Source organism: Thermodesulfobacterium thermophilum DSM 1276 (genome assembly GCF_000421605.1).
GTDB classification, from domain to species: domain Bacteria; phylum Desulfobacterota; class Thermodesulfobacteria; order Thermodesulfobacteriales; family Thermodesulfobacteriaceae; genus Thermodesulfobacterium; species Thermodesulfobacterium thermophilum.
Genome location: NZ_ATXI01000009.1, coordinates 16,670 through 28,987, shown reverse-complemented (window position 1 = coordinate 28,987; position 12,318 = coordinate 16,670). Strand labels below are relative to the sequence as shown.

Annotated in this window: 11 protein-coding genes; 6 read left to right on the top strand and 5 right to left on the bottom strand. The window is 33.1% G+C overall.

The features are described from left to right. Positions 1-74 precede the first annotated feature (74 nt). Together H529_RS0105430 and rnr are read left to right on the top strand one after the other, a co-directional pair. The gene (locus H529_RS0105430) at positions 75-356 is read left to right on the top strand and encodes a hypothetical protein (RefSeq protein ID WP_022855519.1); all 282 of its coding nucleotides are present in this window, start codon (positions 75-77) and stop codon (positions 354-356) included. A gap of 5 nt (positions 357-361) precedes the next feature. Next, positions 362-2,509, top strand: a complete 2,148-nt coding sequence (gene rnr, locus H529_RS10290; RefSeq protein ID WP_022855518.1) for a ribonuclease R — start codon at positions 362-364, stop codon at positions 2,507-2,509. 39 nt (positions 2,510-2,548) lie between these two features. Here the strand turns inward: rnr and H529_RS0105420 are convergent, their stop codons facing one another. After that, positions 2,549-4,165: an acyl--CoA ligase gene (locus tag H529_RS0105420; protein WP_022855517.1), complete on the bottom strand. Its 1,617-nt coding sequence runs from the start codon at positions 4,163-4,165 to the stop codon at positions 2,549-2,551. A gap of 108 nt (positions 4,166-4,273) precedes the next feature. Then, positions 4,274-4,696: a nickel-responsive transcriptional regulator NikR gene (gene nikR, locus H529_RS0105415; RefSeq protein ID WP_022855516.1), complete on the bottom strand. Its 423-nt coding sequence runs from the start codon at positions 4,694-4,696 to the stop codon at positions 4,274-4,276. Between the two features lie 588 nt (positions 4,697-5,284). On the opposite strand from nikR, the gene H529_RS0105410 reads away from it, so the two are divergent. From H529_RS0105410 to H529_RS0105395, 4 genes are read left to right on the top strand one after another with little or no spacing between them, the layout of a single operon-like run. Beyond that, entirely contained in the window at positions 5,285-5,887 is a 603-nt protein-coding gene (locus tag H529_RS0105410; protein WP_022855515.1) for a DUF6657 family protein, read from the top strand. A gap of 11 nt (positions 5,888-5,898) precedes the next feature. Beyond that, positions 5,899-6,729 (top strand): DUF488 family protein, encoded by an 831-nt coding sequence (locus tag H529_RS0105405; RefSeq protein ID WP_022855514.1) that lies wholly within the window; start codon positions 5,899-5,901, stop codon positions 6,727-6,729. Beyond that, entirely contained in the window at positions 6,730-7,995 is a 1,266-nt protein-coding gene (locus tag H529_RS0105400) for a hemolysin family protein (RefSeq protein ID WP_022855513.1), read from the top strand. It abuts the gene before it with no gap. Next, positions 7,995-9,236 (top strand): hemolysin family protein, encoded by a 1,242-nt coding sequence (locus H529_RS0105395; protein WP_022855512.1) that lies wholly within the window; start codon positions 7,995-7,997, stop codon positions 9,234-9,236. The genes H529_RS0105400 and H529_RS0105395 overlap by 1 nt, the downstream gene beginning before the upstream one ends. On the opposite strand, the gene H529_RS0105390 is transcribed toward H529_RS0105395, so the two are convergent. From H529_RS0105390 to H529_RS10285, 3 genes are read right to left on the bottom strand one after another with little or no spacing between them, the layout of a single operon-like run. After that, on the bottom strand, positions 9,222-9,824 hold the full coding sequence (locus H529_RS0105390) for a hypothetical protein (protein WP_022855511.1): 603 nt from the start codon (positions 9,822-9,824) through the stop codon (positions 9,222-9,224). The two genes, H529_RS0105395 and H529_RS0105390, sit on opposite strands and share 15 nt — an antisense overlap. Then, positions 9,817-11,403: a tetratricopeptide repeat protein gene (locus H529_RS0105385; protein WP_022855510.1), complete on the bottom strand. Its 1,587-nt coding sequence runs from the start codon at positions 11,401-11,403 to the stop codon at positions 9,817-9,819. The genes H529_RS0105390 and H529_RS0105385 overlap by 8 nt, the downstream gene beginning before the upstream one ends. Then, on the bottom strand, positions 11,363-12,316 hold the full coding sequence (locus H529_RS10285) for a sigma-70 family RNA polymerase sigma factor (RefSeq protein WP_022855509.1): 954 nt from the start codon (positions 12,314-12,316) through the stop codon (positions 11,363-11,365). The genes H529_RS0105385 and H529_RS10285 overlap by 41 nt, the downstream gene beginning before the upstream one ends. Positions 12,317-12,318 lie beyond the last annotated feature (2 nt).

Below are 12,318 nucleotides of genomic sequence, written 5' to 3'. Positions count from 1 at the left end.
AAAAATTTTTATATGTTATAGTATAAACATTAAAAGAAATTGTAGATGTGTAGACAAATTTTTGAGGAGAGGTTATGAAAGTTAGATTTTATGATATTAGCATTTTACCTGTTATCTTTTTAGGCAGTCTTTTGGTTGCTTATTCCTATCATAAATTAGAACTTGCCGCTGAAGATTTTAAATGTTTAAAATGTCATAAAGGAAGTAAGAGTCTCCCTAACATAGTAAAGGAGAAAAATATCAAAACAGCAGAAGAATTGAGGTTTTATATAAGAAAAGGCCCAAAGTCAGGTCTTCATGTAACCGTACCTGAAGAAGACTTAGAAAAAGCTATTCAGTATTTAAACCTTAAGTAATCTAAATGTCTTCTAAAAAGAAAAAAAAAGGTTTAACTAAAAAAAAGGGAAATAAAGGTCATCGTTTTAAAGATAAACTTCAAGAGGACCTCCTTAACCTGTTAAAATCAGTAAAAAAGCCTTTGTTACTAAGAGAGATTTACCATCTATTGAAACTTCCGAAAGAAAAAAGACCAGAAGTTAGAGAGGCCTTGAGACTTTTAGAGGCCCAAAATAAGGTTATTCAATTAAAAAAGAGAAAGTATGGTCTTCCAGAGCATGTTTCGTTTTTAAGAGGAAGATTGAGAGTTCATCCTGATGGTTATGGCTTTGTAGAGACAGAAAAAGAGCGTGTTTTTATCCCTCCTCGGTTTATAGGTAAGGCCTTAGACGGAGACATAGTGTTAGTTAGGATAGACAGGGTAAGTTTAAAAGGTCCTGAAGGTAGGATTATCGAGGTTGTTGAAAGAAAAAGAAAAAATTTAGTGGGATACTTAGTAAAGAGAAAAAAGGCCTATTTTGTAGAACCAGAAGATCCGAGGATACCTTTTGAGATTTATATCCCAAAAAAAAGGCTTAACAAAGCTCAAGTAAACCATTTAGTGGTCTCAAAAATTATTCAACCTACCTCAGAGTATGGATTTCCGGTAGGGGAGATAATTAAAGATTTAGGAGACCCTCTTAATCTCGAATCTCATACCTGGGCGGTGGTGTATACCTATGACCTTCCTCATTTATGGACCGAAGAATTGATGGCTGAACTTCAAAAATTACCTGAAGAAGTCATGTTAGAAGATAAAAAGGGTAGAAAAGATTTGACCAGGATTCCTTTGGTAACCATAGATGGTGAAAATGCAAGGGATTTTGACGATGCGGTTTGTGTTCAAAAGACTAAAAAAGGCTATAAACTTTGGGTTGCTATTGCTGATGTAGCTCATTATGTAAAAAAAGGTTCTTTTTTAGATCAAGAAGCCTATCTTAGGGGAACCAGCGTTTATTTTCCTACCATGGTTATCCCTATGTTTCATGAAAAACTTTCTAACCATCTATGCAGCTTAAAGCCTAAGGTAGATAGATTAGCTATGATAGTAGAGATAGATTTTAGTCATGATGGAGAGGTGATTAACCAGAAATTTTATGAAGGGGTGATCCATTCTCATGCCAGGTTGACCTATACAGAGGTAAAACAGATGGTCGTTGATCACGACCAAGAGATCATTCAAAAATATCGAGACCTTTATCCTATGCTTGATACTGCAGCCGAGCTTGCCTTTATTTTAAGAGAAAAAAGACTAAAAAGGGGTAGTTTAGATTTTGATTTGCCTGAGCCAGAAATAATAATTAACATCAAAGGAGAGGTGGAAAATATAGTAAAAAGAGAGCGAAATTTAGCTCATATGTTGATAGAAGATTTTATGATCGCAGCTAACGAAGCGGTGGCAAGTTTTTTAACTCAAAAAGACTATCCATTTCTATATAGAGTCCATGAAACGCCGGATATAAACAAATTAAAACAATTGTCTGAAATTTTCCTCTCTTATGGGATAGAAGTAACTTTTCCAGAGGAAGTAACCCCTCAGTTTTTTCAACGATTGATCTCTCAGTTTAGCGGAAAACCTTATGCCTATTTTTTTAATCATCTATTATTAAGGTCCTTAAAACAGGCTAAATATACGCCTGAAAACATAGGTCACTTTGGTTTAGCCTCCACTTGTTATTGTCACTTTACCTCTCCTATAAGGAGATACCCAGACTTATTAGTCCATAGAACTTTAAAAGCTGCTTTAAGAAGAAAAAAGCCTGTTTACAAAGAAGAAGAATTAGAAAAAATGGGTAAACATCTTTCTGAAAGAGAAAGAACTGCCGAAGAAGCAGAAAGAGAGGTTTTAAAGAGATTTCAATGTTTCTTCATGAAGGATAAGATAGGAATGACTTTTAACGGAATTATTACCGGAGTTACTGCTTTTGGTTTTTTTGTAGACCTGTTAGAGTATATGGTAAGTGGGGTGGTTAGGGTAATTGATTTGGAAGATGACTTTTATGTGTTAGATGAAAAAGGAATTGCTTTGATAGGACAAAACACAGGCAAGGTTTTTCAAATAGGACAATCTGTAACGGTAAGGGTCAAAGAGGTAGATTTAAGGAGGTTTTATATTAATTTTGTGCTTGCTTAGAGGAACTATGCCCCCTAAGCAAGCCTTTTAAAGGAACTTTTATTTAGGCCAAAGTCCAAATTCTTTTAACTTTAATTCTTTTCGTTTGATCTTCCCGCTAACAGTTTTAGGAAGCTCCTCTACAAACTCAATCTTACGTGGATATTTGTAAGGAGCGGTTTCTGTTTTGACAAAATTTTGTAATTCTTTTATTAACTCAGGAGAGGGTTTAAACCCATCTTTTAAAACAATAAAAGCTTTGACCACCTCCCCTCTTATTTCATCAGGGCTTGCTACTACAGCAGATTCTTTTACTGCGGGGTGTTTGATAAGAACACTTTCTACTTCAAAAGGAGAAATCCTATATCCTGAACTTATGATTATATCATCTTCTCTTCCTAAAAACCAAAAGTAGCCGTCTTCATCTTTATATCCTCTGTCTCTGGTAAAATACCACTCACCTTTGAAGGCAGCTGCCATTTCTTTTTCGTCTCCTATGTATTCTTTAAAAAGACCTACAGGTCTTTCAGGATGGATTTTAATGGCTATGTTGCCTTCTTCATAAGGTTTTAAAATATTTCCGTTGTCATCTACTATTTCTACATTAAACCCTGGAGTAGGAAGCCCCATAGCACCCTTCCGCATAGGGATAAAAGGAAACATGGCTATGGTGTTAACAGTTTCTGTCTGGCCGTAGCCATTATAGATGTATTTTCCAGTAGCCTCTTTCCATATGTCGATTACCTCAGGGTTAAGTGGTTCTCCTGCTGAGACAAAATGGTCAACCGTGGGGAAAGACAGATCTTTTAAGGGAACTTCTTTGATTAACATTCTGTAAACAGTGGGTGGAACACAAAGAGAGTTTACTTCGAAATGTTTTAAAGTTTCTATCATAACATCTGGAGTAAACTTTTTTCCTCTTCGCCTTACAAAAATGGTTGCCCCTGTATTCCATGGGCCAAAAAGACTTGACCAGGCAGCCTTAGCCCAACCTGTATCAGATAGATTCCAGTGTATTATGCCAGGCTTTAGGTTTAACCAAAACTTTCCGGTAATAACATGGGCTAAAGGATAGGAAACTTGAGTATGTCTTACCATTTTAGGTGGTCCTGTAGTACCTGAAGTAAAAAAGATGATAGATGTATCCTCTGAAAAAGTCCTTTCTCCTACAAAAGGGTCAAACTTAAAAAGCTCACTATACTTTTCCCAGCCAGGAATATCATCGATGTTTATAAGAATAGCCTTAGAATTTGTAATATTTACCGCTTCTTCTACTTTTTTAGCATTCTCTTCATCTGAAATGATAGCCTTAATTTCTAAAGATTTAAGTCTATACTCTAAATCTTTTACCGTTAACATCACGGTAGAAGGAACGATAACAGCGTTTAGTCTCATTAAAGCTAATACTGTAATCCACCATTCATATCGGTTAGGTAAAAACATTAAAACATTGTCTCCTTTACCTATACCTAAATTTTTTAAACCTCCTGCCAATTTGCTCGAAAAAGCAGTAAGCTCCTCAAAAGTAAATCTTTTAACTTCTTTACCATCTGTCCAAATTAACGCAGGAAGGCTACCCCATTTGTCAAACACGTCTAAGGGAAATGAGAATTTTTCAGGAACCTGTAGCTTAAAATTTTTAACTACTTCATGATAATATTGTAACTCTTTTTGCATAAAATACCTCCAGCTAATTTCTCAAATACTCTGAAAAAAAGAGAATGTAAAAAAAACACTAAAAGACAATAAATAAAATAAAAATTTCACAAAAATAAAATAAAAAAATTAAGAAGGAATACTTTTTCCTAAAGTAGTTAGAGCTAAGTTTAGATGAAGTACACCTTTTTGGGCTTGAATTTTATCTGCTAAATCCTTGATCTCGTTAGCCTTACCTCTAACCAAAATTATTTCTAAGCATCTGTGGTGGTCTACGTGAAGGTGTTGGGTTGTAATAATTTTTTCATAATACTCGTGTTGAATATCTACTAATTTATCGGTAAGCTCCCTTTTGTGATGGTCATAAAGGTAGGTAATCACCCCCACTACTTCTTCTTTAGACTCTTTCCACTCTTCTTCTACTAGTTTCTGACGAATAAGGTCTCTGATAGCTTCAGAACGGTTGGCATAATGTTTACGTTCTATATAGTCATCGAAGGCTTTGAGTAACTCCTTAGGAATAGAAATTCCAAAACGTGCTAACTCTTCCATAATATTCCCCCTTTTTATTAAGATTTATGTAGCTTATTTATTCAAATTTATCGACAAATATAATAATTTTTATACTAACAAAAACCTACAATTTGTAAAGATAGATTAAAATTTTTCTTCAAAAATAAAATTAAATTCCTAAAAAATATTAAATAACGTTGAAAATTTTATTTTTTACTACAAGGAAAAAATCTGGACAAGGTCGTCCTGTGGAAATATGATGTTTAAAAAGTTTGGTTAATTTATTGGGAAACAGATATCTCAGCTTGTAAAAACAAGAAAGACCCCGGAGGTTTTAGATCAACTCCTTATCTTCCACCTACTGTGTAAGATACATTTTATGCTTTGGAGATTTTTGGGTTTTAGAAAAGTTTTTTAGAATCTACCTATTATGCGGTAAAAAGCTTTGAAAGTATTGCACAAATTTAAGCTAACTTATACTTTTGTGTGTTCCAGGTAAGATCCTGTTAGAGTTTTTTCTCAACAAAAATAACTTTTAAGCTTCCTAAGTTTTCTCTTGCCGAAAAGGGTTTTAGATGTTAATTTTTTAAAATAAACAGTTTTATTCTATCGAGAGGAGGCAGTTTTATGCCTGATGAAATAAGAAGTAGTCTTGAGATCGCTTTAGAAAAGGCAGAAAAAATAGGAAAGGCTTCTAAGGAAGAACTAAGACTACTTGAACTACAGGAAGAGGCTCAAAGGCTTGCGGCTAAATTTTTGAGAGAAGAATCGTCAGATTTTCGCGAAGAATTAGAAACAATGCTTAAAGATAGAAAACCACAAGAAAAAAAGGCCATCCTTAAAGGGGTAGTTCAAGTTTTTTTAAGAAACATAGTTTTACCTTTGAATGAGCATCAACTGCAAGATGCCAAAAATGCTCTAAAAGGTTTAAAGCTGGTTTTTGAAAAGATGCCTGAGATGGATCGTCTTTTAAAGGAAATTGAGAAACTTTTAATCCAGTATAATACCCACAAAGAAACTATTTATCAACAAATGGTTGAACGTTTTTCTGCAGAAATAGAGATGATCGAACAGGCTTTATCCAGTCAGTTAGGGGCAGAGGTACATGTAGATCCAGAAAATCATCCTAAATTTAAAGAAGAGTGGAGAAAAATTAAAGAAAAACTGGACGAAGAATATAACAGGCAATTAGAGTATTTAAAAGGTATTTTTAATAAAATCGTCAGTTAAAAGGAAGGAATATGGGTTATCAGGTATTATTATATCCTCAAACTTTTTTAGGCGTGGAACAGGTTGAAAAAGTTATAACATTAATAGAAAGGTTGCTAGTGTTAGATCTTGGTACAACTAAGGAAAATTGGCTTAAATTTTATCATGAAAAAACAGATTTAAAAGAAAAAGTTGTTTTTTTAGGTTTTAAACCAGACTTAGAGATTGACCTTGAAGAAGTCAAAAAAGAGGTAGCCCATTTAGAAGAATGGGGGGCTAACTTTAGAACTCCAGAAAATTTGAGATATTTTAGCCAGTTTAGAGATGTATTTGAAAATTTTTTGGAGGATCTTTTATATGCTATAAAGGGTGTAAAAACATTACAAGAAGATAAGTTTATGGTAAAATCGCAGATTATAACTCTTATGTTAGCTGAGAAACTGGATGTTTCTACTTATGAAATAAAAGTTGATTTAGAAAGTTTAGAATTAAAATATCAAGAAGTGTTTAAAGAAAAAATAGTAGGAGAGGACTTTTCTTTTAAACCCTTAGAAGAGTTAAATCGTTTAGTATTATCCTCTATAGAAGTTCAAGAAAGTTTACTTAATCTTGAACAAAGAATCAAAGCTTGGCAGACTTTAGGTCCTTATATAGATTTTAATCATGCTTCAGGGTTAGACGGGTTGATAATTACCTCTTCAGAATTATTAGAATCATGGCAGGAAAAACATACTTATTCTGTAAAGGATGAAGGGAAGTTCCAAGTTTACGAATTTAAAACAAAGATAGAAGATCTTTTAGGTTTTTCAATCCCTTTAAATGCTGATCAAAAAAGCTCTTTTGTGATATACCTTAAAGTATAAATGATCGAGCTTTATTTTTTTCTTATTTTATTTTTTTTGTTAACCTCGATGATTTTGACGTATTCAGAAGCAGCTATTTTTTCTATCTCCAGGATAGAACTTGCAAATTTACGGGTTTCAGGGGTTTCTCAAAAGCTTTTGGATCTGCTAAAAAGACCAGAGGATTTATTAGTAGTTCTTATTGCTGGAAATGAAGTAGTTGATTTTTTTGCCAGTTTCCTTGGGTCTAAGTTATTTTCTTCTCTTTTTCCTGATAAAGGAAAGGCCATAGCTTTCTTTGCTTTAAGCTTTTTGATGTTTTGGCTGGGAGATTTTTTCCCTAAGGTAATAGGTTTTAAGGCTAAAGACTGGCTTATAACTAAAGTAATATACATCATTTATATTTTGTATTGTATTTTTTGGCCAGTTAGGAAAATTTATAGGTTCATTTATCAAAGTTTAGAAAAAATTTTCCCGGTAGAAGAAATCTATTCTACAACGTTTTCTAAAGTAGAGCAAATTATAGTTTATGTTATTGAAAAAGCTTATCTACAGGGAAGGATTACTGAGAAGGAAAAAACTTTTATCAAAGGTGTATTTCTTTCTGAGAAAATATCGGTTTCAGCTATCTTAACTCCACGTTCTGAAATGGTAGCCTTTGAAGATAGGGATATTACCCTGGAATTTTTAGAAAAAATTAAATATATGCCCTACAACAAATTTCCGGTTTACGAGGATTCCTTAGATAATATCATAGGGATATTGTACGTAAAAGATATCATTCAAAATTTTTCACCCGAGCTCTTAGGAAAAACTAAGCTTTCTGATTTAGTAAGACCGGTATTTTATGTGCCAGAAAATTTTAAGGTAAGAGATTTAATTTTTGAATTTCAAAAAAAACATCTTAAAATCGCCATCGTGGTAGACGAATATGGTATGGTTAAAGGATTAGTTACCCTTGAAGATGTGTTAGAGGTCCTTTTTGGAGAAATATACGAACAAAAAGAAGCTAAAGTAGATTTGATTCAGAAAATAGGAGAACAAAAATGGTTGGTTCATGGAAAAGTACTTATGGAAAACTTAAAGTCTATGTTAGATTTAGAATTAGACGAAGAAACCTTAAGAGACATCAAGATCTTAAACGGATTTTTGTTATCCCTTTTTAAAGAGATTCCTAAAGAAGGTCAAACCATAGTTTATGGTGGATACAGGTTTACGGTAAAAAGGGTTAAAGGAAGAAAAATTCTTTGGGTTGAGATAGAAAGAATTCCCCAGGGAGAGGTTTGATGTTGGGTGTTTTTTCTTTTCTTTTTTTTCTCTTAGGGGAGGCTTTTTTTGCCTGTAGCGAGATTTCTTTTATTTCTGTAGAAAGATATTTCATGGAAAAGTTGGCTACAAAAGAAAGGGCAGCCAAGATTTATCTTAAGTTCTGGGAAAACCCTGAAAGGCTTTTTACCACAACCCTTATGGGAATTACCTTTTGTATCGCAGGCAACGGTGTTTTTACTTCTTATTTTCTAATCAAAGAGTTTGGAAACATAGGAATAGTAATATCTTCAACTATACTTCCTTTTTCCATGGTAGTTTTTGGACAGATTATACCAAAGACCATCGGTAAAAAGTTTGCTTATCCTCTGATTCTTTATTTACTCCCTTTGGTTTATGTCATTTCTTTTATTTTTTGGCCTTTAGTATATATCAATACTTTTTTAGCCCAGAAATTGCTTAAACCTCAAGAAAAAAATCCCATTTTTTTAACTAGGTTTAGGGAAGTTTTTCTTAATTTTATAAGATATGAAGAAGAAATAGACCTTACAGAAAAAGATTTAATGCATAAAATCATAGATTTTGCAAAGAAAAAGGTTTCTCAGGTTATGATTCCGATAAGTCAAGTAAAGGCTTTACCTTTAGAAGCAACGGTAAAAGATGGTATAGAATTCAGTAAAAAATATAATTTTTCCTACATACCACTCTATGAGGAAGATATTCATCACATAAAATATATCGTAAAGGTACAACATTTGTTAGGTAAAACTTTGTTAGAAGAGGAAAAACCCTTAAAAAATATTGCTTATTCCCCTCTTTTTTTCCCTGAAGTTGCTCGGGCTCATGAGGTTCTTTCAACCCTTCAAAAGTCTGGTATGGAAATAGCGGTTATTGTTGATGAATATGGGCTCACCACAGGAATCGTAACCATAGAAGACTTGGTGGAAGAGGTTTTAGGAGAGTTTAGAGATGCTCTGGATTATTATGTACCCGAATATCAAAAGATTAATGAAAACACTTATAAATTTAAGGGTTTTATAGAGATAGAAAAATTACAACAAATGGGTATCCCTATTCCTTCAGGAGATTATGAGACTTTAAATGGTTTTATTTATTCTGTTACAGGAAAAATTCCAGGAGAAGGAGAGGTGATTTGCTATGATAACTTAGAAATTAAAATTTTAAAAGCCAGTCCACAAACAGTTGATGAGGTTCTGATAAAAATTAGACCTATCAAAAAGGAAAAATCAAAACTTAAGTAATTCTTTCTGTCCCTCATTTTCTAAATGTTTTTGATAAAACTTAGGGTCCCAAAGGAGTTCTTTTACAGAGTTTAGACTTTTAAACTTCCAAGATACTTCAAAACCTTTCACTTCAACCTTAACTTTTCCTTGTCCAGAATTTTTGTCAAAACTATATTTTATAATACCATGATTAGGAACTTCCCATGTTTTTTCCTGTTCTTTTATTCCTAAAAAATATTGAGGAAGGTCTTTAGGATTAAAACCTTTAGGAAAAGAAATAACCAGTATTTTATGATGGTATAAGTCGTATATTTTTATCTGTTCTTTTTCCTCTTTATTCCAAACCAAAACCCCTAAAGTTGTCCCAAAGGGGTCTTTTAGCCTTAGATAAAAAAACTTAGCACTTAACTGAAAATCTCCGTAAACTGTATTAATTTCTTGTTTTTCTCTTTGATTAATCTCTATCGTAATCCATACGTTCCCGGTGTAGATGCTATCAGATAGGGTTTCAGGCAAAAAATAGACAGGTTTTTTACTACAAGCAACCAAGAAAAAGGGTAAGTATAACCAAAAGAGAATTTTAGTTAGAGTAGAGGCTTTATTCACAACCTAAGGTTTTTATTTTATTTTTTATCCTTTCAGTATCCCTGATATGAAAAGAGGCATTGAGGGCTCTTTTATAAAGATTGCATGCCCTTGGTGATTCTTTTTTAACCACCAGCAGGTCAGCTAAATGCTCCAGGATAACTGCTTCTTCTTCAGACAAGTTGTTTACTGCTTTTTCTAAATACTGGTAAGCAAGGTCAATTTTTCCCATCTTATAATAACACCAGCCCAAACTATCAAGGATGTAAGGGTCATTAGGCTTAAACTGTAAGGCTTTTAGAAGTAGTTTTTCTGCCTCTTCAAGATTTTTCCCTAATTCTACATAACTATATCCCACAAAATTTAAAACATGAGGATTTTCTGGCATTTTACTTAACCATGGAAGGGTAAGGTCTAAAACCTTTTGATAGTTTTCTAAACAGGCATAGTTAGACGCTAAACCAAGGATTATCTCTAAATCATCTGGATATAGTTTGAAGGCTTCTTCTCCGTAATGCACTCCCTTTTCACAAAGATCTAAGGCCTCAGCTGAGCTTATCAACAGCTTATACCATGATTTATCTTTTTTGGTTTTTTCTTCTAAGGTTTTGAAATAATCTAAAGCTTGTTTCCTATCCTTTTTTCTCAAGATAAAAACTATTCTCTTAGAAGCCTCTAATCCCCATTCATTCTGAGGTAAGATTTTTTTATAAATTTCTAAAGCCTCGTCTAATTTTTTCTGGTTCTCTAAACAAAATCCTAAGAAAAAAAGCATTTCAGGTTTATCTTTTAGACCTTCTGGGATGTCTTTGAGAAGTTTTTCAGAGTTTTGCCAGTCTCCTTTTTCTACATAAAAACCTAACAAGAGCTTGATAAGGTTCTCATCTGTAGGATATTTTTGAATAAGCACCTTTAAAATCTCTTCTAACTGTTGGTCTTCTTTATTTTCTTCTAAAAATTTTAGGAGTTCAATCAAAATCATTCTGTTATCAGAAGAAGCTTTTAAAGCATTTAAATAAGCCTCTTTAGCTTCTTTTGTCCTCTTTAATTCTTTTAAGACTCTACCTTTAAACAACCAAGCGACGTAATTATTAGGGTCTATTTTTAGTAATTTTTCTAAGTGAGATAAAGCAGAATTCCAGTCTTTTTTTTCAAGATAAATGTTTATCAATAAACTTAAAATCTCTTCATTTTTAGGTTCTTTTTCCAGGAGGTTTTCAAGTAGGTTAGCTGCCTTATAAGGTCTATCTTCAAAAAGATAAATTTTGGCTAAAATTAAGGTAAGTTCTTTTTCATCGGGATGCTCAGAAAGGAGCTGTTTTGCTAAACTCTCTGCCTGTTTAAACTGTTTGTTTTGAAGATAATATAAAATTAACTGTTTTTGTAGATAAAGGCTTTTTTTGTCAAGTTTTATGGCTTTTTTTAGATATTGTTCTGTTTTTTCTGGGTTTTCCTGTCTTAAGGCTAAAAGAAAGTAGTAATAAGCTAAGCCTTTGTGATTAGAAGCAAAGGAGCAGGCAGGAATAAAAAGACAGAAGAGAACAAATATCAGAGATAAACTAAAGATTTTCTGGAAGTGCCAGGGTGTAATATTGAACATCAGGGAGCCTCTCTTCAAGAAATTTTTTAAGGTTTTTAATAACTTTTTCTTCTATTTGTCTAACCCTTTCCTTAGAAATCCCTAACTTTTGAGAAAGTTCATTCAAAGTTTTAGGGTTTTCGGTAAATAGTCTTTCGTGAAAGATAACATAATCTTTGCCAGATAAAGTTTGCGCAAACTCTTTTAAAAGCTTTCTAAACTTTGAAAGCACCTCTTCTTTGGCATAGATTTCTTCCGGAGTAGGTCTATGATCTTTAAGAAAACTGGCTAAGGTATCTTCAGAGTCGTGCCCTATCGGTGCTTCAAGACTTAGGTCTTGAGAAAACATTCTCTGTTCCATTTCTTCTACTTCTTTTTCTTTAACTCCTAAACGTTTAGCTATCTCTACAGAAGTTGGCTCAAAACCTAAGGCTGCAAGTTTTTCTTTTTCCTTACGAAGTTTATAAAATAACTTTCTTTGAGCTTGGGTAGTCCCCATTTTAACGAGCTTCCAATTATCCATGATGTACTTAAGAATGTAAGCTTTTATCCAAAAAGAGGCATAATAAGAAAATTTAACCCCTTTATAAGGGTCAAATTTTTTTACGGCTTGAATTAACCCAAGATTACCCTCTTGGATAAGGTCTAAGAAGTTGTGAGCCCAAAATTTCTGAAATTCTAAGGCTATTTTTACCACTAATTTAAGATTTGAGACCACCAATTTATAAGCTAATCGAGGGTCCTTAGTTTCATAATAAGCTTTAGCTATCTGTTCTTCTTCCTCTCTGGTAAGTACCGGATATTTACTGATTTCTTTCAGATATTTTTGGAGAGGGTCAAATTTAGCAGGGAGACTTTCTTCAGCGATTGCAGGCAGTTGAGATAAAACTTCGGTTGTTTCTTTTTCTAAAACATTTAAATCTTGTTCTTTCATAG

What these genes read in the sequence shown, in the direction of transcription:
- H529_RS0105400 (WP_022855513.1), top strand. Translation starts at nt 6,730, where the DNA reads ATGATCGAGCTTTATTTTTTTCTTATTTTATTTTTTTTGTTAACCTCG.
- H529_RS10285 (WP_022855509.1), bottom strand. Translation starts at nt 12,316, where the DNA reads ATGAAAGAACAAGATTTAAATGTTTTAGAAAAAGAAACAACCGAAGTT.
- rnr (WP_022855518.1), top strand. Translation starts at nt 362, where the DNA reads ATGTCTTCTAAAAAGAAAAAAAAAGGTTTAACTAAAAAAAAGGGAAAT.
- H529_RS0105405 (WP_022855514.1), top strand. Translation starts at nt 5,899, where the DNA reads ATGGGTTATCAGGTATTATTATATCCTCAAACTTTTTTAGGCGTGGAA.
- nikR (WP_022855516.1), bottom strand. Translation starts at nt 4,696, where the DNA reads ATGGAAGAGTTAGCACGTTTTGGAATTTCTATTCCTAAGGAGTTACTC.
- H529_RS0105410 (WP_022855515.1), top strand. Translation starts at nt 5,285, where the DNA reads ATGCCTGATGAAATAAGAAGTAGTCTTGAGATCGCTTTAGAAAAGGCA.
- H529_RS0105430 (WP_022855519.1), top strand. Translation starts at nt 75, where the DNA reads ATGAAAGTTAGATTTTATGATATTAGCATTTTACCTGTTATCTTTTTA.
- H529_RS0105385 (WP_022855510.1), bottom strand. Translation starts at nt 11,403, where the DNA reads ATGTTCAATATTACACCCTGGCACTTCCAGAAAATCTTTAGTTTATCT.
- H529_RS0105395 (WP_022855512.1), top strand. Translation starts at nt 7,995, where the DNA reads ATGTTGGGTGTTTTTTCTTTTCTTTTTTTTCTCTTAGGGGAGGCTTTT.
- H529_RS0105420 (WP_022855517.1), bottom strand. Translation starts at nt 4,165, where the DNA reads ATGCAAAAAGAGTTACAATATTATCATGAAGTAGTTAAAAATTTTAAG.